The organism is Aeromicrobium sp. UC242_57 (genome assembly GCF_044452305.1).
Lineage (GTDB): Bacteria > Actinomycetota > Actinomycetes > Propionibacteriales > Nocardioidaceae > Aeromicrobium.
The window spans coordinates 176,127-194,953 of record NZ_JBIOAM010000003.1 but is presented as its reverse complement, the minus strand read 5'-3'; the positions used below and the strand labels follow the sequence as shown (position 1 = coordinate 194,953).

Here is an 18,827-nt window from a genome sequence, read left to right as displayed (position 1 = left end):
GGGCCCTCGGCACTCGGCACCTCGAGCACCCAGGCATCGGCGATCGACGGATCGAAGTTTCCAGCCTGCGGGTTGGTGGGGAACTCGAACTTCAGGCGCGCCTTGCCGTCACCCGTGACGGCCAGCACCTCCTGGAGAGTCGACGATCAGCTGGTGCGCGATCGTGCCGTTGCCGGTGGCGGTGCGAGGCACCAGGTAGCGACCGACGAAGACGTCGTCCGCATACAGGTTGAACTCCTTGGTCTTGGCTCCGTCGAACGTCTCCCGCAGCCGCACCGCGAAGGGTCGTCCCTTCGGCACGTCGAGCACCGCGGAGAACCACGACCCCGGGTAGAGGGAGTGCGCATAACGTCGGGTGAACCCTGCCTCGCTGTTGGTCCCGCTCGTGGCGGCGGCCAGGATGCCGTGAGCCGTTTCGGACGCGGTGTCGCCGAAGTCGACATGGTCGACCGACGAGGCAGGAGGCAGCGTCAGGCTCGTCGCAACGGCGCCCTTGCCGCGGGCCAGCTCGACGTCACCGTCGACGAACGCGACGTCGAGCGACATCGACGGCGTGACCACATGACCGCGCGCCGTCACGGTCGCGGTGACCGGAGCGCTCCCCCGCGCAGGCACCGTGACGGCATCGGACGTGGCGCTCCAGCCGGAGCGTTGCACGGCAAGCTGCCGGTCACGGGCAGCGCGCTGGAGTTGGTCACGACCGCTGTGACGTCGACGGTCTTGGCCCCGTCGGCTTCGTCGAGCTGACCGACCTGCACCTGGTCGAGCGTCACTCCGGAGACCACGGTGACCCACGGCAGGGTCTTGGTGACCGAGTAGGGCTGCCCGGCTGCGGTGAACGAGACCTTGACGTCGACGTCCAGCGCGCCCATGGGTGCGTCGACTGCCACGTCAGCCTTGACCTTCACGGCCTTCTCCGAGTCGCCGGCCACGTCGCCGACCGCCAGCTCGTCGTCCTCGAAGGACAGCGAGTCGCCGCTGACCTCGACCGTGACGTCACTGATGTCGACCGGGCTCGTGTTGCTCACGGTGATCTCGCCTGAGGCGGAGTCGCCGCGGTTGAGCTGGTCTTCGTCGGCGGTGAGCGACGCCTCGACGTCGCGCTCGGGATCGGCCTCGGGCAGGACCCGGAAGTCGTAGCTGCCCGAACCGACCGTCAGCGTCCAGCTTCCGTTCTCGTACACGGCGTCACGGACGCCGTCAGCATCCGCAGCGGGCTGTCCCGCCTCGAGCACCGTCGAGCCCACCTCGCCGGGCAGCACGACCTTGGCCGTGGCACCGACGGGCACCGCTGCCTTGAGCCGCACGCTGCGGCCGCTGCGGCGCCAGTCAGAGCTCACCGCACCGAACGGGGTCTGCGTCGTCGCCTTGGCCCAAGTCATCTCCTTGGTGATCTGGGGAGCGATCGTCACCTCGCGGTAGCCCTTGTCCTCGGACGGACGGATTCCTGCGACGTCGCGGTAGAACCAGTCGTCGACAGTGCCGAGGAAGTAGTGACCCAGCGAGCGGGACTCGAGCTTCCAGTGCTCCCACACCGTGGTGGCACCGTTCTCGAGCTTGTAGCCCCAGCTCGGGTACGTCGTCTGCGTCGCCAGCTTGAACGCGACGTCGGAGTGGCCGTACTTCGTGAGCATGGGCAGCAGGCAACTAGTTCCCAGGGTTCCGGTGTCGAGGTGGTAGTCACGCTCGACGACATCGGCAGCCAGCCGGTCGGCGACCCGCTGTGCCGTGGCGTCGTCGGGCGTGAGTCCAAAGGCCAGCGCGAGCACGTTGTGGGTCTGCCGGTAACGGTTGCCGTCGGCGCCCTCGCCGCGGTAGCGTCCTTCGAGCTCTCGAAGTAGGCCTTGTTGAAGTCGGTCTTGACCGTCTGAGCGCGCTGCGCGAACTGGGTCGCATCGGCGTCCTTGCCCAGGTGCCGGGCGGTGCGCTCCATCGACTCGAGCATCGTGAACAGGTAGGCGGTGCCCGAGACGCGGTTGTCCTCGTCGGGTGCGTGGCCGCCGGCCGGGCTGGCCGTCGGGCTCACCCAGTCGCCGAGCCGGTTGCTGATCACGGTGCCGTCGGCACGCCGACGGCCGTACTCGAGGTCGACGTACTTCTTCATGCCGTCGTACAGCTCGGTCATGACGCGATCGTCCCCGCCGTACTGGTACAGCCACCACGGCGTGAGGACGTAGGCGGCGTGCCAGGGCTGCGAGGGACCCCACACACCCCAGTTGCCCGAGCTCGGGGCGATGACCATCGGCGCGCCGTTGCCCTCGCGGGTCTCGTCGACGTCGCGCATCCACTTGGCGAACAGCTCGCGCACGTCGAGGTTCATCATGAACATCTCGGCGCCGACGGCGGCGTCACCGGTCCAGCCGTTCTTCTCGAACATCGGGGTGTCGGTCGGGATGTGGTGGATGTTGTTGTACAGGGTGTTGACGACGACTTCGTGGGTCTTGTTCATCGTCGAGCTGGAGCTCTCCGAACTGCCCCGTGCGCTCGGCATCGGTGTGCAGCACCTTGGCGGTGAAGGCGCTCAGCGGCGGGGCGTCATCGCCCGGCCAGCCGGTGACCTCGATGTACTGGAAGCCCTTGTACGAGAACTTCGGCGTCCACGTCTCGGTCTCGCCGGTGCCGGCCAGGATGAACTGGTCGGTCTGGAAGCCGTTCTGGAAGCCGCCGTTGTTGTCCATGTTGACCCGGCCGTTCGAGCGCAGCTTCACCATGGGCCGCCCGGATTCTCGTGCCCGCAGGACCCTTGGCGCTGTACTCGACGACGCCTGCGATGACGCGGGGGAACTTGACGACGTAGACCCCGTCGGCCGGTTCCTTGACTTCGACTGCGGGCAGCGACTCGGTGATGCGGATGGGCTGCTGACGCTGGTTGACCAGCTCTCCCTCGGGTCCGGTCACCTTCTGGACAGTCCGCCACGAGCCGGCGTCGAAGCCGACCTTGTTCCAGCCGGGGACCTCTGCGGCAGCCTTGTAGATCTCGCCCGCGTAGAGGTCGTCGAGCTGGGTCGGACCCGCGGTGTACTTCCACGTGTCGTCGGTGACGACACGCTGGGTGCTGCCGTCGGAGTACTCGACCACCAGGACGCCGCGAGCTCTCGGCTCTGCGTGCCACGGCGGGGACTCCCAGTTCCAGACGTTGCCGCCGGTCATGGCGAAGAAGCCACGGCCGAGCTCCATCCCGAGGGCGTTCGTGCCGTCGACGAGCTGGTCGGTGACGTCGGTCGCCGCGTACTGGACGCTGTCGTCGTAGTCGGTGAAACCGGGCGACAGCAGGTCATCGCTGATCGGCGCGCCGTTCAGCGAGACGTCGGCATAGCCGCCGGCCGCGACGTAGTAGGTCGCGTTGCGCACGTCGCCATCGACCGTGAACTCCTTGCGCATCAGGGGTGCTGCTGCCGGAGGCGGCGCAAGGATCGTCTCGACCGGCGTCGTGATCTTGAGAGAACCGTCGGTGACGGTGCCCGCGCCGAAGGGGTTCTCGCCATCGGCGAAGTCGTAGTCGGCCAGGACGTCGCCATTGGCGCGCGTGACCTTGAGGGCGTGCAGCGTCGACCGCTCGTTCTGGCCGCTGTTGGTGTTGGACCGCAGCCCGACGAACCCGCGCTGGAAGGTGCCGGCGTTGGCGATCTCGCGAGAGTCGACCTGGACGCCGTTGAGCCGGGTGACGACGTTGACGCGCGTGTTGTCTGAACCCGGCGACACCGTCACGGCGAGCTTGTTGGACTGCTTGGTCAGCGCGTCGACCGTCGCAGCCGCCGGACAGGTCGATGCCGGGGTTGCTCAGCAGGGCGAAGGAGCCGTTGATCTTGGTGTGCGGTCGCAGTCGCGGGGTCCCGTCAGCCACGGATACCTGCCACATGAGTCCGTTGCTGGTGCTCGGTGCACGGACGAACGCGCCGAACGAGAAGGCGTCGATCGTGAAGTCGAACTCGGCTGTGTAGTTGTCCCAGACAGCGAGTGCCTCGTCAGTCGACGACGCGGCACCGATCCAGGCGCTGTCACCCCAGTCCTCGTCGGTCATCAGGCCCGTCTCGAACGACGACGACGCCGTGGCACCGCCTGCGCTCGTCTCGACGTCGACCGTCCAGTCGTACTGGGTCGCCGGCTTCAGCGCGGGGCCGTCGTACTCGACGTCGAACGAACGGTCGGATCCACGACCTCGCTGTCCCACACGACGTCATCGCCGTCGCGCACCCGAACTCGGTAGGACTCCTGGCGGACGTCCCGCTGAGCGGACTCGTTGATCCACGAGAACCGCGGCGCGGCCACGTCGATGCCCACCGGCTCGACCTTGCGCTCGACCTTCAAGGCATCGAGCGAGACGGCCTCGTCACCGACCGCGTCCTGCGCCGAGGCCGTGGCCAGCCCGGAGAAGACCATCGCGAAGGCGATCAGCCCGATCACCACGAGACGTATGGATCGTGTCAGACGTTGATTCGCAGGAGCGGTGCGAGAGTCCATGATCATCCCTTGCTCAAGATCTCGACCGTGCAGCCCGGCGGTGGCCGATCGCGCTACGCCATCGAGATTAAAACGTTACAATTCAGTAACAGGGGATGCTAGTTGAATCCCGCCGGGGCGACGAGAGCTCAGCGGCATGATGACCGGTTCCGGTCATCGACGTCCGTCAGCCGCCGACCCGGCGTACCGCCTCGCTCACGCTGGCCCTCGTCGTCCGGAACTGGTTGACGGGGTGTTCGACGTCGGCGTAGCCGAACGAGACCCCAAGCAGCACGAGTCGATCTTCAGGCAGGTCGAAGTGCTGCCTGACAAGATCGGAGTACATAGCGATCGCCGCCTGCGGCACGGCTGCGATCCCGAGGCTCTGGGCCGCCAGGAGCAGCACCGACAGATAGGCGCCACTGTCGACATATCCGTACGGCCCGAGTGCCGCATCGGTCGTCACGATCGCCACGTGCGGAAGCTCCGAACAGCCGAAAGTTCTCCAGCTCCTGACTGCGGCGTCCCTCACGGTCGGACCGCTCGATTCCCAGCTGTTCGTACATCGCGAAGCCGGTCTCGCGCCGACGTTCGAGGTAGACCCCTCGATACTCGGACGGGCCCGGTACATCCGAGCGCGGCTCGCTGCCGAGTGCGGCGGCGTGCAGCGCGGCGCGAAAGCGCTCGGTCCCTTCACCGTGCGTGACGATGGTCTGCCACGGCTGGGAGTTGCACCACGACGGCGCGCGCTGGGCCATCTCCAGCATCTGCTCGATCTTCGCCGGTTCGACCTGCTCGGGCAAGAAGGCTCGGCAGCTGAAGCGATCGCTGAGCAGTCCTGCGAGCGCCTCGCTCGCATCGGCGCCGTTCACGACGCTGCGTTCACGAGTGCGCCGCCGGACAGTGCGAGACCACCGTCGACGAGAACCTGCGAACCGGTCATGAACGACGCGATCGGCGAGAGCATCACCGCCGCGACCCGGCCGATCTCATGCGGGTCGGCGAACCGGCCGAGCGGCACCGAGTCGACCCACGCCTGTCCTGCGGATGACTCGGTGAGCCGCTTCATGCCCTCAGTGCCCGACACGGGTCCGGGCAGGATCGAGTTCGACCGGATGCCGGCTCCCCCACTCCAGCGCGAGCGAGCGCATCAGCTGATCGACCCCGGCCTTGGCCGCGCCGACGTGCGCCTGCGAGAGAAGGGGCATGACCGACTGCCCGCCCGACACGAAGAGCACGCTGCCTCGGGTGGTGCGCAGCTGCTCGAACGCCGCGCGAGCAACATGGAACGAACCCAGCAGATCGATCTCGACGACCGCCTTGAAGCCGTTCGTCGAGATCGACTCCGCAGGCGCGACGAAGTTTCCGGCAGCACCACAGACGACACCTGAGACCGGCCCGAGCCGTCGAGCGTCCGAGCCAACGCAGCGTCGACGGCGTCGCCGTCACGCACGTCTGCGACAGCCGTCACGACGCTTTGCCCCCGTGCGCCCGCAGGGTCTCGGCTGCCGCGGCGAGGCGCTCGGGGGTGCGACCACAGATGGCGACGTCGGCACCGAGCGACGCCACGGTCTCGGCGATGGCGAGGTTGACTCCACTACCACCTCCCGAGACGAACACGACCTGGCCCGCCATCAGGCGAGGCGCGAGAAGCCTCCGACATCTTTTCTCCATCCTGACCGTTCGGCGAGCGGGCGGTTGACGTCGAGCCTCGCGCTGATCTACGGTCGTACTTAGCGAGCGCTAATTAAAACATACCGGAGGAACCCGTGCCAGAAGCAGTGATCGTCGACGTCGTCCGTACAGCCTCCGGGCGAGGCAAGCCAGGAGGCGCACTCTCGGGCGTCCACCCCGCGAACCTGTTGGCCGCGGTCATCGCTGCCGTCGTCGAACGCAACGGCATCGACGGCGCGACGATCGACGACGTCATCGCCGGCTGTGTCGGGCAGGCCGGCGACCAAGCACTCAACATCGGCCGGACAGCAGTGCTCGTCGCCGGCCTTCCCGAGTCGGTTCCAGCCACGACGATCGATCGTCAGTGCGGCTCCAGCCAGCAGGCGCTCCACTTCGCAGTGCAAGGCGTCATGGCCGGCAGCTACGACATCGCGATCGCCTGCGGAGTGGAGAGCATGAGCCGCGTGCCGATGGGCAGCGCCAACGCCGGCGGCGATGCCTTTGCGCCCCTTGCCGCCCGCTATCCCGAGGGACTCGTGAACCAGGGCGTCTCGGCCGAGCTGATCACGAAGAAGTGGGACCTCTCCCGCGCACGCCTCGATGAGTACGCAGCTCGCTCCCACGAGCGCGCGTCGTCCGCGGCCCGCGACGGCGCCTTCGAACGGGAGATCCTCCCGATCGCCGTCGCTGGCGCTGACGGGAGCATGACCGCCCACCTGGTCGACGAGACGGTCCGTGCCACGACCACCGCGGAGGGGCTGTCGGGTCTGCGGTCGTCATTTCGCACCGACGAGCTCGCCGCACGATTCCCCGACCTGACCTGGGACATCACGCCCGGCAACTCCTCCCCCCTGACCGACGGTGCGTCCGCAACACTCGTGATGAGCGCCGACCGCGCTGCACAGCTCGGCCTGAAGCCCCGAGCGCGGGTCACCGCAATGGCCGTCACCGGCAGCGACCCGCTGCTGATGCTGACCGGCGTCATCCCGGCGACTGAGAAGGTCCTGGCCAGGGCCGGCCTCACCATCGACGACATCGACGCCTACGAGGTCAACGAAGCATTCGCCCCCGTACCGCTCGCGTGGGCCGCCGAGCTCGGTGCCGACGAATCGCGTCTCAACCCCTTGGGCGGCGCCATCGCACTCGGCCACCCTCTGGGTGGGTCTGGAACCCGGCTCCTCACGACCCTGCTGCACCACCTCGAGTCGACCGGTGGACGCTACGGCCTGCAGACGATGTGCGAGGGCGGCGGCATGGCGAACGCCACGGTCATCGAACGGATCAGCTGACCGTGGAGCAGGTGCGGTACGCCGTCGAGGGCCATGTCGCCGTCATCACGCTGGACCGGCCCGACCGGCTCAATGCCTTCACCGACACGATGGAGCGCGGACCCATCGAGTGCTTCGACCACAGTGACGCCGACGACGAGGTACGCGTCGTCGTGCTGACCGGTGCTGGCCGCGCGTTCTGCGCCGGCATGGACCTTGCGGAGACGGACCCCGCGCGACACCTTCACGTCGTGGCGGGCCAGCGCATCGGCTCCGGCAGGCACCCAGTTCGACGTCGACGGTTCCGACCTGCCCGTGCGACGCGATGGCGGTGGCCGCGTGGTCCTGCGCATCTTCGACTCGCTCAAGCCGGTGATCTCCGCGATCAACGGTCACGCCGTCGGAGTCGGCGCGACCATGACGCTGCCGACCGACCTGCGTCTTGGCGCCGACGGCGCCAAGTTCGCGTTTCCGTTCGTCCAGCGAGCATTCGTGCCCGAGTCGTGCTCCTCCTGGTTCCTGCCGCGCGTCGTGCCGATGCAGGTGGCGACCGAATGGATGCTCACGGGACGGACCTTCGACGCCGAGGAGGCCCTCCGTGGCGGGCTGCTCCGCAGCACCCACCCGGCCGAGGACGTCCTGCCCGCAGCCATGGACCTTGCCCACGAGATCGCCGACAGCACATCAGCGGTGTCCGCCTCGGCGACCCGCCGGATGCTCTGGGCCATGCTGACGGCCAGCCACCCCATGCAGGCCCATGAGATCGAGACCCTTGCCCTCAACGACCGCGGGGTCAGCGCAGATGCTCGCGAGGGTGTCGCAGCCTTCGTGGAGAAGCGGCGTCCGACCTTCAGAAATCGCGTGTCCAACGACTCCCCCGCCGTGCTCGACACCCTTGTCCGCCCTGACTACACACCTCCCGGAGACCCACGATGACTGAGGAACTCGATCTGCGCCTCTCACCGCGCGCGACCACGTTGCGGGCCGAGCTGGTCGACTTCATGCAGACCCGCGTGCTGCCAGCGGAGGCGTCGTACCACGCGTACCGACACGCCGGTGGCCGCGACGACCACACAGTGCCGCCCGTCGTCGAAGAGCTCAAGGTCGAGGCGCGGGCACGTGGCCTGTGGAACCTCTTCCTGCCGGCCGAGTCGGGACTGACCCAGCCTCGAGTACGCCGCGCTCGCCGAGCTGACCGGCTGGAGCCTCGAGATCGCCCCCGAGGCGATCAACGGTCAGGCGCCAGACACCGGAAACATGGAGCTGTTGCACCTGTTCGCGACCGACGAGCAGCGCAAGCAGTGGCTCGAGCCGCTGCTGGACGGCAGCATCCGGTCGGCTTTCGCGATGACCCGAGCCCGACGTCGCGAGCAGCGACGCCACCAACATCCAGACCAGGATCGAGCGCGATGGCGACGATTACGTCATCAACGGCCGCAAGTGGTGGACCAGCGGGGCAGCAGATCCCCGGTGTCGATTCCTCGTCGTGATGGGCAAGACCGATCCCGGACGCGGCCACCCACCGTCAGCAGTCGATGGTGCTGGTGCCGATCGAGACGCCCGGTGTGACCATCGTCCGAGACGTGCCGGTGTTCGGCCGGCACGACCAGCACGGCCACTGCGAGGTGCTGCTCGAGGACGTCCGGGTCCCGGCCGCGAACCTCCTCGGGGAGGAGGGGGGCGGGTTCGCGATGGCACAGGCTCGTCTGGGGCCGGGTCGCATCCACCACTGCATGCGGGCCTTGGGCGCCGCAGAGCGAGCCCTCGCGATGACGGTGCGCCGAGCAGAAGGACCGGATCGCCTTCGGCGGTCCGCTGATCGACCAGGGCACAGTGCAGGCGTCGATCGCCGAGTCTCGCATCGAGATCGACGGCGCGCGCCTGCTGTGCCAGCGCACAGCGCGCACGATCGACCTGCACGGCAATGCCGCCGCCGCGACGATGGTCGCGATCGCCAAGGTCGAGGTGCCCCGTGTGGCGACGGCTGTCATCGACCGGGCCATCCAGGTCCACGGTGGCGCCGGGGTCAGCGATGACACTCCGCTGGCTGCGATGTGGGGCTGGCACCGCGCCATGCGCCTCTTTGACGGACCCGATGAGGTGCACCTGCGCGCGATAGCCCGCCAAGAACGTCGTCGCGCACCCGCGCTGGACCTGTACGCGATCCCTCCTGCCGATCGTTAAGGTGACGCCATGTCCCTTGCAGACCGTCCGCTTGACGAAGTACTGACTGCGGCGTCCGCGCCCATTGCCTTCAGCCCGATCCTTGAAGCCGCGCTCGGCACCTTCCACGAGCACGGCTACGGCGGATCGTCCGTGCGTGAGATCGCGAACCGTGTGGGCGTGACCGTCCCGGCGCTCTACTACCACCACGAGAACAAGGAGGCGATGTTGTACGCGCTCCTCGAGCAGTCGATCACCCGCCTCCACGGCCTCGTGGCCGACGCCGCGGCCGCGACCTCGCCGGGAGGCGCGCGACTCGACGCAATGGTCGAGGTCCTGGTGCGGCACACCGCGATCAGCGGCCGGCTCATGTTCCTCGACTCAGAGCTAGGTCGCTGACCCCGGAGCATCGCGAGGCGTACGTGGGTCGCAGGGCCGACATCGAGCACCAGGTCCTGCAGGCCGTCGAGGACGGCATCGCGGACGGCGACTTCAGCCTCGACCACCCCCGCGACGCCGTGCGCGCGATGCTCGGCATGATCCAGGCGATCGCGGCATGGTTCCGTCCCGACGGCGAGATGTCCGTCGACGTCCTCACCGCCCGCTACCTGAGCCTGTCGCGGCGCCTCATCGGCGGTCGCTCGAGCCTCACCCCTTTCAACTTCTGCAGCACACACATGTTCGCCCAGTTGAGCGAGCGATAGATAAGGAGAATCATGGAAATCGCCCGGAACCTCAGCCCTCGTCACCGGAGGTGCCTCTGGGCTTGGCCTCGCCACGGCCCGCCGACTCGCCGCCGGTGGCGCCCGAGTCGTCATAGTCGACCTCGAGACCTCGGCAGGCCACGAACGCGCCGAGGAGCTCGGCAACGGCTCCGTGTTCGTCCCCGCCGATGTCCGTGACGAGACGCAGGTCCAGGCTGCCGTCGACCTGGCCAACAGCGAGGGCGCCCTGTCGATCGTCGTCAACTGCGCAGGCATCGGTCCCGCGACGCGGGTCGTCGGCCGGCACGGCGCCGCTCCGCTCGACGGGTTCCGACGCATCATCGACATCAACCTGGTCGGCACGTTCAATGTCATCCGACTGGCAGCGACAGCCATGGTCGCGACTCCCGGCGAAGGCGCCGAGCGCGGCGTCATCGTCAACACCGCTTCAGTGGCGGCCTTCGACGGGCAGATCGGCCAGGCCGCCTACTCCGCCTCCAAGGGCGGCATCGTCGGCATGACCCTACCGATCGCCCGCGACCTGGCGCAGCACCGCATCCGCGTCGCAACCATCGCGCCGGGCCTGTTCCTCACACCCCTGTTCGAGACCCTCCCCCAGGAGTCGATCGACTCACTCGGTGCACAGGTGCCGCACCCGAACCGACTCGGCCACCCCGACGAGTACGCACTCATGGTCGCCCAGATCGTCGAGAACCCCATGATCAACGGCGAGACGATCCGGCTCGACGGTGCCATCCGGATGGCACCCCGATGAGCCCACAGGACGACCTCTTCGCAACACTGACGGTGTCGGACGGAGTCGGCCTGCTGACCCTGCGCCGCCCAGGAGCCCGCAACGCAGTCAATGCCGAGCTTCTCCCTCGCAGTAGGCGAAGCTCTCGAACGCGCTGACACCGACCCCGCCGTCCGCGCCGTCGTGGTGACAGGTGAGGGAACGGCGTTCTGCGCAGGTGCGGATCTCAAGGCCTTGGCCGCAGGCCGCACCCTCACGGCCCCCGGCCACCCGGAGTGGGGATTCGCCGGACTCGTCGAGCACTCTGTCTCGGTGCCGCTCATCGCCGCCGTGAACGGTCATGCCATGGGTGGCGGCGCCGAGATCGTGCTGGCGACCGATCTCGCTGTCATGGCCGATGACGCACTCATCGGGCTGCCCGAGGTCAGACGCGGGCTGTTCGCTGCCGCTGGCGGGACGATACGGCTCCCACGTCAGGTGCCGCCGAAGGTCGCCCTGCGCATCGGGCTGACCGGCGAGCCGGTCACCGCCGACGAAGCGCTGCGCTGGGGCCTGGTCAACGAGGTCGTGCCCCGTCAGCACGTCGTCGAGCGGGCCACGGCGCTGGCCAGGCAGATCGCCGCCAACGCGCCACTGGCCGTGACGGTCACCAAGTCGATGATGAACGCCGCAACCGCCGCAGGATCGAGCTGGGACATCGAGCTGTGGCAGCGTCAAGACGCGGAGATGGCTGCGCTGCTGACCTCGCACGACGCACTCGAGGGTGCCACGGCCTTTGCCGAGAAGCGCCCTCCCACCTGGACCGGGCACTAGGAGAAGGAGCAGCACCATGGAGCGTCACCTGTACGAGCAGGACCACGAGCAGTTCCGTTCAGTCGTGCGAACATTTGTCGAACGCGAGGTTGCCGACCACGTCGAACGGTGGGACGAGCAGCGGCTTCTCGACCGCGAGCTGTATGCGACGGCGGCCCCGACAAGGCATCCTCGGCCTGTCGGCTCCCGAGGCCTTCGGCGGTGCCGGCCAGGAGCACGACTACCGCTACCGCAACGTCGTCCACGAAGAGCTCGCCCGCGTGCATGCGACTGGCGTCTCGTCGTGCTTCGCGCTGCACGACGACATCGTGGTGCCCTACTACGCAGCCCTTGGCACCCCAGAGCAGAAGGACCGCTGGCTGGCACGACTCGCGGCGGGTGAGCTGATCGCCGCCATCGCCATGACCGAGCCCGGCACCGGCAGCGACCTCCGAGGAATCCGCACCACGGGCAAGAAGGTCGACGGCGGCTGGATCGTGAACGGCTCCAAGACGTTCATCAGCAGCGGTCAGCAAGCCGATCTAGTGGTCGTCGTCGCCAAGACCGACCCGGACGGTGGGGGGTCGGGCGTTCAGCCTGCTCGTGGTCGAAGCGGGGATGGACGGGTTCAGCCGCGGTCGCAAGCTCGCGAAGGTCGGGCATGCACACCCAGGACACCTCGGAGCTCGCCTTCGCCGACGTGTTCGTCCCCGACGCCAACGTGCTCGGTGACATCGGTGGTGGCTTCGGCCAGCTGGTGACGAAGCTTTCCGCTGGAGCGGTTGTCCCTGGGCGCCCAGGCCATCGCGATCGCCGACGTCGTCTTCGCGACGACGCTCGACTACGTCAAGGAGCGGCACGCCTTCGGCCAGCCGATCGCGGACTTTCAGCACACCCGGTTCGAGCTCGCCCAGATGTCGGCCGAGCTGGACGTGACTCGCGCCTACGTCGACCAGTGCATCCGCGCTCACGGCGTCGGCGAGCTCACGGCCGTGGACGCAGCAAAGGCCAAGCTGTGGGCCACGGAGACCCAGGTCAAGATCGTGGACCGATGCGTCCAGATGCACGGTGGCTACGGCTACATGCTCGAGTACCCGGTAGCTCGCGCCTACCAGGACTCGCGCGTGCAGCGCATCCACGGCGGGACCAGCGAGATCATGAAGGAGATCATCGGACGCGACCTGGTCGGGCGCCGCTGAGACTCACCGGCGCCGGTAGACCGGCGGCCGCTTCTCCAGGAAAGCGGCCGTCGCCTCGGCCCGGTCGTCGGTGAACGATGCGACCATCTGCTGACGGTTCTCGAACTCGATTGTCAGGTCGAAGCTCGCTGTCTCGACCGCTGCCCACATCCCGGTCTTGGTCAGCTCGACCGAGAGGGGTGCGTTGAGCAGGATCTGCTCGGCCTTCGCTATCGCCGCGTCGACCACGGCCCTGGGTGCGACCAGCTCAGTCAGGAGCCCGATCCGGTGGGCCTCGTCGGCGTCGAAACGGCGCCCCGTCAACATCAGCTCGTGGGCGCGTCCGACCCCCACGAGCCGAGGCAGCATCCAGGACAGTCCGATGTCGCAGGCGGAGTATCCGGCCGTGATGAACGAGACCGGCGAAGATTGCGTCGGTCGACGCGATGCGCACGTCGGCGGCGCAGACCAGAGCCAGGCCCGCGCCGGCGGCCGCTCCGTTGACGGCGGCGATGACGGGCTGACGGAGGTCTCGCATCAGCTGCACGACGGCGGCGATGTCCTGCTGACGTCCGTAGGTCGACCACATCGGGCCTTCTCGCTCGACGCGGTCGTCGTCACCGTAGCCACGCAGCTCGAGTCCCGCACAGAACGCGCGTCCGGCACCGGTCAGCACCACGACTCGTACCGAGCTGTCGGCATCGATTGCCCGCAGCACCGCCGACAGCTCGGCCACGAGGTCGACCGTCACGGTGTTGAGCCGGTCGGGCCGGTCAAGGGTGACAACCGTGATCCCGTCGGGGCGGTCCTGCCTCTGGACAACATTCATCGTGGCTCCGATCTGTACGACACGTCAGGAAAGACATATGCTTAACGAACGCTAACTAGTGTAGCCTTCTTCGCGCCACAGCGCCCGACCTTCGAGGACATCCATGCCTGCACCCCTGACCGGACTCAAGGTCGTCGAGCTCGCCGGAATCGGCCCTGGCCCCCACGCAGCCATGATGCTGGCCGATCACGGCGCCGACGTGATCCGGATCGAGCGGCCGGGTTCGCCGACCGACCTGTCACGCCGTCACACGCTGCGATCGCGCACGATCGTGCGGGCAGATCTCAAGGATTCGGCCGACGTGGCGATGGTCCGCCAGCTCGTCGACACCGCTGATGTGCTGATCGAGGGCTACCGACCAGGCGTCACCGAACGTCTCGGGCTCGGCCCGGATGACTGCCTCACCAGCAATCCCGGCTCGTCTACGCCCGGATGACCGGCTGGGGGCAGACCGGACCCGGCGCCCCGACAGCGGGCCACGACATCAACTACCTCGCCCTGACAGGCGTGCTGCACTCCATCGGCCCGGCCGAGCGGCCTGTGCCACCCGTCAACTTCGTGGGCGACTTCGGCGGCGGGTCGATGATGCTCGTCACAGGCATCCTCGCCGCACTGTGGGCTCGCGAGCGGACCGGCCGCGGAGATGTCGTCGACGCAGCCATCGTCGACGGCGCGGCCGCCTTGGCTCAGCACACGCTGGAGCTACGCGCCGACGGGCTGTGGGCAAGCGACGAACGAGCAGACAACCTGCTCGACGGGGGCGCGCCCTTCTACCCGGTGCTATCGCTGCGCCGACGGACAGTTCGTCGCGGTCGGCGCCATCGAGCCGCAGTTCTACTCGGCACTCCTGCAGGGGCTCGGTCTCGACGCGACGAGGCTCCCCCCGCAGATGGACCGAGACGGCTGGCCCGTCATCGCCGAGACCTTCACACGAGTCTTCGCGAGCCAGGACCGGGACGCGTGGGCAGGTCACTTCGCCGCGACCGATGCCTGCGTCACACCTGTGCTCACGTTCGAGGAGGCGCCCCAGCACCCCCATGTCGAGGCACGAGCAGCACTGGTCCGCACCGGATCAGTCGTGGTCGCAGCCACGGCACCCCGGCTCGCGTCCGCAGCGACCGCTCCCCGGACCACGACTCGCGACCTGGCTTTCCCAAGCAGTCCGAACGTGGACGACCGGTCGATGAGAACGCCGACTCAGGGACGAAGACGCAGATCAGGGGCGGTGCGGGCGTTGTGCATCGCCCGCTCGATCAGCGGTGTCACCATGCCCCCGATGTCGTCGAACCAGTCGCCGGTCGTGTTGCCGTCGAGGTGCCGGGCGTGGATCTGCTCGAGGATCACCGCGATCTTGAAGTCAGCGAAGACCAGGTACCAGTTGATGTCGGGGAGGTCGACACCACGCCGCGCGGCGTACTTGTCGATCATGGCCTCGCGCGAGGGGAATCCCTCGTGTGCCGTGGCACCAGCAGTGATGGGGTTGTACATCTCGCCCGGCTGGTCCCAGAACGAGATGAGTAGGCCGAGGTCGGAGAGGGTGTCGCCCAACGTCGACATCTCCCAGTCGAGCAGACCAAGGATTCGTGACGGCACCGCCACATCGACCATGACATTGTCGATCTTGTAGTCGCCGTGCACGATCCCAGGGAACCGGCTGTCTGGCATCGCCGCCGCCAGCCGGTCGAGCAGGATGTCGACCTCGGGGACCTCGCGAGTGTGGACCGCGTCCCACTGCTTGCGCCAGCGCCGGAGCTGACGCTCCAGGTAGCCCGTCGGGCGCCCCCAGTCACCCAGCCCCTGCTCGTGCGGGTCGAGCTGGTGCAGCGAGACCAACGTGTCGATCATCGAGTCGCTCAGCGCCGCACGTTCAGCCGCAGACATCTCTGCGGTGTCGGCGTGGTCGCGGAACGTGCGACCGTCGAGTCGATCCATGACGTAGAAGGGTGCTCCGAGGACGGCCGGGTCGTCGCTGTGGGCGACGACCTTCGGGACGGGCACGGCCGTCCCGGCCAGCGCCGAGATCACGCGACGCTCGCGGCTCATGTCGTGCGCCGTCGGCAGCACCATGCCGTACGGCGGACGCCGCAGGATCCACTCCCGGTCGCCATCGGTCAGGTGGTAGGTCGGGTTGGACCGCCCGCCGGCGATCAGCGATCCGCGCAACGGCTCGCCGAATCCACCGACGGCGGGCTCGAGGAACGGTGCGAGCCGATCGAGGTCGAGGCCCTCGGGTGCGGTCGCGACCGCCTGGGGCACGTCTTTGGGCATGGTGGTCACGCAGTCCTCCTCGGGCGAATCGGGCACGCGCTCGCGCCGCATCAGCTTTCCGGTGGGCGTTCGGGGGAAGTCGTCGACGAAGTCGAGGCCACGCGGGCACTTGAATCGGGAGAGCCGGTCGGCGCAGTAGACGATCAGCTTGCCGCGCCAGCTCGTCAGAAGGCTCGTGGCTCGGCAGCAGCTGCACGAAGGCATGGGCGCGCTCGCCCAGCTCGTCATCGGGCACCCCGATGACGGCGACGTCTGACACGGCGTCATGGCCCATCAGCACGTTCTCCGCTTCCTGGGGGTAGATGTTGACGCCGCCACTGAGAATCAGGTCCGCGCGACGGTCGCTGAGGTAGAGGTAGCCGTCGGCGTCGAGATGCCCGATGTCGCCGACCGTCGTCCAGCCACGGTCGTTGCGGGCACCCGCGGTCTTCTCAGGATCGTTGCGATACACGAAGTCGAGGCCGCCGTCCGACCAGATGTTGCCTGGAACACCAGGCGGCAGCTCCTGCCCTTCGTCGTCGAGAATGTGCGGCGTGCCGATGATCGCGCGGCCGACTGAACCAGGGCGGGCAAGTGCCTCCTGCGACCTGATCAATGTCATGAGGCTGTTCTCGGTCGACGAGTAGTACTCGTCGACGATGGGACCGAGCCACGCGATCATGTCTTGCTTGACAGCTGGCGGGCACGGGGCTGCGGCGTGCACCAGGGCCCGCAGGCTCGACAGATCGTACGACAGGCGGACGTCGGCCGGTAGCCGCAGGATGCGCACGAGCATCGTCGGAACCATCTGGGTGTGGGTGACGCCGAACGCCTGCACGGCCGCGAGCGCAGCCTCGGCATCGAACCTGTCCATGACGATGACGGTGCCGCCGAAGCGGTGGACCACGAGGCTGAACCGCAGTGGTGCCGCGTGATAGAGCGGGGCCGGAGACAGGTAGACCGTGTCGGCGCCGAATCCCCAGGTCGCCTGCAGGAAAGGACCCGAACCGCGATCGGTGCCCAAGGGCGCGAAGTCGGGCTTGACCGCGATCGCCTTGGGCCTGCCGGTGGTGCCTGAGGAGTAGAGCAGGTCGCTGCCCTCGCACTCGTCGTGCGCAGGCTCGCTCGACTGCTCCGGCAGCAGCGCGCTCAACGACTCGAAGTCCTCCAGCCGCCGTCGACGACGAACCGGAGACCAACGGGCGACGAATCCAGCGCCTCCCGGGCGACGTCGGCGGTGCGCGTGCTCACGAAGACCGCGACCGCCGCGCTGTCCTGCAAGATGTAGGCGGCGTCCGCAGCGTTCAACCGGGTGGAGATCGTCGTGTACACGAGACCTGAGCGCTGGCAGGCCCAGGCGATCTCGAAGAACCCTGGATGTTCGGCATCAGGATCGCCACGGTGTCGCCGCGTTGGACGCCCCGCGCTCGGAGCAGGTTCGCGATCCTGATCGACGTGTCGACCATCTGCGCGTACGACACCTCGGTCTCACCCACGCGGTATGCCACTCGATCGGGCGCGACCTTCGCGTGGTGGTCGGGGAAGTCCTGGCTCACTCGACGATTCCTCTCTCTTTGTCCGGAAGCTCGCCGGACACCTACGTGACAACAGTTCGTCGAGGGAGGCCCCCGACGAAGGGCCCGGCGCCGCACGTGCGGCGCGGGCCGATCAACTAACTGAGACCCTCGTACGGGTTGAACCACTCCTTGAGCGTCTTGAGCTCACCGTCCTGGAACTGCAGGATCTGGATCTGCGGACGGATCATGGCCGGCGCAGCCTTCGTGGCGTACTCGCGGCTGAGCGGCTGACCCATGAAGGTGGGGAAGTCCTTGACGTCGGTCAAGAACCCCTTCAACGCTGCCGCGTCGAACGAGTCGACACCCGTCTTCTTGGCGATCTCGGCCAAGGTGATGACGTTGGAGAAGCCCCGACTGGTAGAACTCCGACTTGCCGTCCTTGCCGGCGTATCTTCTTCATCGCGTCACGGTAGATCTTGACCTCGGGATCGTCGAGGTTGTCCGGGCTCGTGAAGGCGTAGCTGAAGGTTGCCCCGTTCGAGATCTTGCCGTCGACCTTGTCGAAGAAGCTCTCGTAGTCGGCGCCACCACCCTGTCCGAAGATCTTGTCCGCCGGGTAGCCCTGCTGCGAGAACGCCGTGTAGGCCGACACCGCCTGGGCGCCACTTTGGTTGGTCAGCACCGCGTCGGGCTTGCAGCTGGACGGCCTTCGCGACGAACGGCGTCGGGTCGGCCGTGCCACCGGGAAGGTAGACCGGCGTGACCTTGATGTCGTACCCCTTGGTCTTGACGTAGGCCTCGACCCGGTTGAAGTGGTCCTGACCGCTGGGGTTCTCGTCGGTGAAGACCACGATCGTCTTGGCGGCGAGGTCCTCGGCGACGTACTGCACCTGTGCTTCGTACTCCGACGAGCCGGCCATGACGAAGCTGTCCTCGCCGTCCTTCATGTCCTGCGGGTTGACCGGCGGGTTGAGGCTCGGGATGCCGGCCTTCTTCAGGACCGGAAAGCCGTTCTCGCCCCAAGCGACCGACAGCCCCAGCTTGGCCACGGCCTTGTCCTGAACGGCCTTCTGGGCACAGGCCGTGGTGGCAGCCGGATCGGCCTTGCTGTCACAGGTCTTGATCAGGATGGGACGCCCGTCGATGCCGCCCTGATCGTTGAGGTAGTCCTGGGCTGCCTTCTCGCCGACTGTGAACTGCGAGATGGCCGCACTGACTGCGCCGAGCCCGGTCGCGTCGGTGATGTCGTAGAACACGATCG

21 protein-coding genes and 11 pseudogenes are annotated in these 18,827 nt (G+C 67.8%); 14 read left to right on the top strand and 18 right to left on the bottom strand.

The window, feature by feature from the left end; translation table 11 throughout:
• Positions 1 to 108 precede the first annotated feature (108 nt).
• The 10 genes and pseudogenes from ACHMWU_RS10575 to ACHMWU_RS10530 form a co-directional block, all read right to left on the bottom strand.
• Positions 109 to 546 carry a hypothetical protein gene (locus ACHMWU_RS10575; RefSeq protein WP_396043520.1) on the bottom strand — a complete coding sequence of 146 codons (438 nt, stop codon included), beginning with the start codon at positions 544 to 546 and terminating at the stop codon, positions 109 to 111.
• A gap of 29 nt (positions 547 to 575) precedes the next feature.
• Positions 576 to 1,412: an alpha-L-rhamnosidase C-terminal domain-containing protein gene (locus ACHMWU_RS10570; protein WP_396046636.1), complete on the bottom strand. Its 837-nt coding sequence runs from the start codon at positions 1,410 to 1,412 to the stop codon at positions 576 to 578.
• Positions 1,413 to 1,511: 99 nt separating this feature from the next.
• Positions 1,512 to 2,449: pseudogene (locus tag ACHMWU_RS10565) on the bottom strand (hydrolase); the annotation flags it as partial.
• Positions 2,349 to 2,678, bottom strand: coding sequence for a family 78 glycoside hydrolase catalytic domain (locus ACHMWU_RS10560; protein WP_396043518.1), 330 nt, complete (start codon positions 2,676 to 2,678; stop codon positions 2,349 to 2,351). The pseudogene ACHMWU_RS10565 and the gene ACHMWU_RS10560, both read right to left, overlap by 101 nt.
• Before the next feature lie 172 nt (positions 2,679 to 2,850).
• A pseudogene (locus ACHMWU_RS10555) lies at positions 2,851 to 3,381 on the bottom strand (alpha-L-rhamnosidase N-terminal domain-containing protein); the annotation flags it as partial.
• A 726-nt stretch (positions 3,382 to 4,107) separates the two neighbouring features.
• Complete coding sequence (locus ACHMWU_RS10550) at positions 4,108 to 4,461, bottom strand: hypothetical protein (RefSeq protein WP_396043516.1); 354 nt, start codon at positions 4,459 to 4,461, stop codon at positions 4,108 to 4,110.
• A gap of 166 nt (positions 4,462 to 4,627) precedes the next feature.
• Complete coding sequence (locus tag ACHMWU_RS10545) at positions 4,628 to 4,915, bottom strand: nitroreductase family protein (protein ID WP_396043514.1); 288 nt, start codon at positions 4,913 to 4,915, stop codon at positions 4,628 to 4,630.
• Between the two features lie 217 nt (positions 4,916 to 5,132).
• A pseudogene (locus tag ACHMWU_RS10540) lies at positions 5,133 to 5,312 on the bottom strand (nitroreductase family protein); the annotation flags it as partial.
• A pseudogene (locus ACHMWU_RS10535) lies at positions 5,309 to 5,792 on the bottom strand (SDR family oxidoreductase); the annotation flags it as partial. The pseudogenes ACHMWU_RS10540 and ACHMWU_RS10535, both read right to left, overlap by 4 nt.
• A gap of 115 nt (positions 5,793 to 5,907) precedes the next feature.
• Complete coding sequence (locus ACHMWU_RS10530) at positions 5,908 to 6,075, bottom strand: SDR family NAD(P)-dependent oxidoreductase (RefSeq protein ID WP_396043511.1); 168 nt, start codon at positions 6,073 to 6,075, stop codon at positions 5,908 to 5,910.
• Positions 6,076 to 6,209: 134 nt separating this feature from the next.
• Here ACHMWU_RS10530 and ACHMWU_RS10525 point away from each other — a divergent pair, with 134 nt between their 5' ends.
• The 13 genes and pseudogenes from ACHMWU_RS10525 to ACHMWU_RS10465 all read left to right on the top strand — a co-directional run bounded on the left by ACHMWU_RS10525 (position 6,210) and on the right by ACHMWU_RS10465 (position 12,994).
• Complete coding sequence (locus tag ACHMWU_RS10525; protein WP_396043509.1) at positions 6,210 to 7,403, top strand: thiolase family protein; 1,194 nt, start codon at positions 6,210 to 6,212, stop codon at positions 7,401 to 7,403.
• Between the two features lie 89 nt (positions 7,404 to 7,492).
• Positions 7,493 to 7,549, top strand: a pseudogene (locus ACHMWU_RS10520) (hypothetical protein); the annotation flags it as partial.
• A 16-nt stretch (positions 7,550 to 7,565) separates the two neighbouring features.
• Positions 7,566 to 8,318 carry an enoyl-CoA hydratase-related protein gene (locus ACHMWU_RS10515; protein WP_396043507.1) on the top strand — a complete coding sequence of 251 codons (753 nt, stop codon included), beginning with the start codon at positions 7,566 to 7,568 and terminating at the stop codon, positions 8,316 to 8,318.
• Between the two features lie 451 nt (positions 8,319 to 8,769).
• A pseudogene (locus ACHMWU_RS10510) lies at positions 8,770 to 8,835 on the top strand (hypothetical protein); the annotation flags it as partial.
• A gap of 82 nt (positions 8,836 to 8,917) precedes the next feature.
• Positions 8,918 to 9,124, top strand: a pseudogene (locus tag ACHMWU_RS10505) (acyl-CoA dehydrogenase); the annotation flags it as partial.
• A gap of 91 nt (positions 9,125 to 9,215) precedes the next feature.
• Positions 9,216 to 9,566, top strand: a complete 351-nt coding sequence (locus tag ACHMWU_RS10500; protein WP_396043505.1) for an acyl-CoA dehydrogenase family protein — start codon at positions 9,216 to 9,218, stop codon at positions 9,564 to 9,566.
• A gap of 9 nt (positions 9,567 to 9,575) precedes the next feature.
• On the top strand, positions 9,576 to 9,944 hold the full coding sequence (locus ACHMWU_RS10495) for a TetR/AcrR family transcriptional regulator (protein ID WP_396043503.1): 369 nt from the start codon (positions 9,576 to 9,578) through the stop codon (positions 9,942 to 9,944).
• Positions 9,941 to 10,249, top strand: coding sequence for a hypothetical protein (locus ACHMWU_RS10490; protein WP_396046634.1), 309 nt, complete (start codon positions 9,941 to 9,943; stop codon positions 10,247 to 10,249). Before ACHMWU_RS10495 ends, ACHMWU_RS10490 begins: the two co-directional genes overlap by 4 nt.
• 94 nt (positions 10,250 to 10,343) lie before the next feature.
• Positions 10,344 to 11,024 (top strand): annotated as a pseudogene (locus ACHMWU_RS10485) (SDR family NAD(P)-dependent oxidoreductase); the annotation flags it as partial.
• A gap of 90 nt (positions 11,025 to 11,114) precedes the next feature.
• On the top strand, positions 11,115 to 11,816 hold the full coding sequence (locus ACHMWU_RS10480) for an enoyl-CoA hydratase-related protein (protein WP_396043501.1): 702 nt from the start codon (positions 11,115 to 11,117) through the stop codon (positions 11,814 to 11,816).
• A 16-nt stretch (positions 11,817 to 11,832) separates the two neighbouring features.
• Positions 11,833 to 11,916 (top strand): annotated as a pseudogene (locus ACHMWU_RS10475) (hypothetical protein); the annotation flags it as partial.
• Positions 11,917 to 11,959: 43 nt separating this feature from the next.
• Positions 11,960 to 12,556 carry an acyl-CoA dehydrogenase family protein gene (locus ACHMWU_RS10470; RefSeq protein ID WP_396043498.1) on the top strand — a complete coding sequence of 199 codons (597 nt, stop codon included), beginning with the start codon at positions 11,960 to 11,962 and terminating at the stop codon, positions 12,554 to 12,556.
• A gap of 21 nt (positions 12,557 to 12,577) precedes the next feature.
• Positions 12,578 to 12,994: an acyl-CoA dehydrogenase family protein gene (locus ACHMWU_RS10465; RefSeq protein ID WP_396043496.1), complete on the top strand. Its 417-nt coding sequence runs from the start codon at positions 12,578 to 12,580 to the stop codon at positions 12,992 to 12,994.
• 3 nt (positions 12,995 to 12,997) lie between these two features.
• On the opposite strand, the gene ACHMWU_RS10460 is transcribed toward ACHMWU_RS10465, so the two are convergent.
• A complete protein-coding gene (locus tag ACHMWU_RS10460) occupies positions 12,998 to 13,300 on the bottom strand; it encodes an enoyl-CoA hydratase/isomerase family protein (protein ID WP_396043494.1) in 303 nt (100 codons plus the stop codon).
• Positions 13,242 to 13,802, bottom strand: coding sequence for an enoyl-CoA hydratase/isomerase family protein (locus ACHMWU_RS10455; protein WP_396043492.1), 561 nt, complete (start codon positions 13,800 to 13,802; stop codon positions 13,242 to 13,244). Before ACHMWU_RS10455 ends, ACHMWU_RS10460 begins: the two co-directional genes overlap by 59 nt.
• A gap of 103 nt (positions 13,803 to 13,905) precedes the next feature.
• On the opposite strand from ACHMWU_RS10455, the pseudogene ACHMWU_RS10450 reads away from it, so the two are divergent.
• Positions 13,906 to 14,892: pseudogene (locus ACHMWU_RS10450) on the top strand (CaiB/BaiF CoA transferase family protein); the annotation flags it as partial.
• Between the two features lie 107 nt (positions 14,893 to 14,999).
• Here the strand turns inward: ACHMWU_RS10450 and ACHMWU_RS10445 are convergent.
• The 6 genes and pseudogenes from ACHMWU_RS10445 to ACHMWU_RS10420 form a co-directional block, all read right to left on the bottom strand.
• Positions 15,000 to 16,070, bottom strand: a complete 1,071-nt coding sequence (locus ACHMWU_RS10445; protein ID WP_396046632.1) for a phosphotransferase family protein — start codon at positions 16,068 to 16,070, stop codon at positions 15,000 to 15,002.
• Positions 16,071 to 16,221: 151 nt separating this feature from the next.
• Positions 16,222 to 17,202 (bottom strand): annotated as a pseudogene (locus tag ACHMWU_RS10440) (AMP-binding protein); the annotation flags it as partial.
• Positions 17,199 to 17,357, bottom strand: coding sequence for a hypothetical protein (locus ACHMWU_RS10435; RefSeq protein WP_396043490.1), 159 nt, complete (start codon positions 17,355 to 17,357; stop codon positions 17,199 to 17,201). The pseudogene ACHMWU_RS10440 and the gene ACHMWU_RS10435, both read right to left, overlap by 4 nt.
• Complete coding sequence (locus tag ACHMWU_RS10430; protein ID WP_396043488.1) at positions 17,354 to 17,605, bottom strand: AMP-binding protein; 252 nt, start codon at positions 17,603 to 17,605, stop codon at positions 17,354 to 17,356. Before ACHMWU_RS10430 ends, ACHMWU_RS10435 begins: the two co-directional genes overlap by 4 nt.
• 116 nt (positions 17,606 to 17,721) lie before the next feature.
• Positions 17,722 to 17,955 carry a hypothetical protein gene (locus ACHMWU_RS10425; protein ID WP_396043486.1) on the bottom strand — a complete coding sequence of 78 codons (234 nt, stop codon included), beginning with the start codon at positions 17,953 to 17,955 and terminating at the stop codon, positions 17,722 to 17,724.
• Positions 17,956 to 18,030: 75 nt separating this feature from the next.
• Positions 18,031 to 18,822 carry an ABC transporter substrate-binding protein gene (locus ACHMWU_RS10420; RefSeq protein ID WP_396043484.1) on the bottom strand — a complete coding sequence of 264 codons (792 nt, stop codon included), beginning with the start codon at positions 18,820 to 18,822 and terminating at the stop codon, positions 18,031 to 18,033.
• Positions 18,823 to 18,827: the final 5 nt, after the last annotated feature.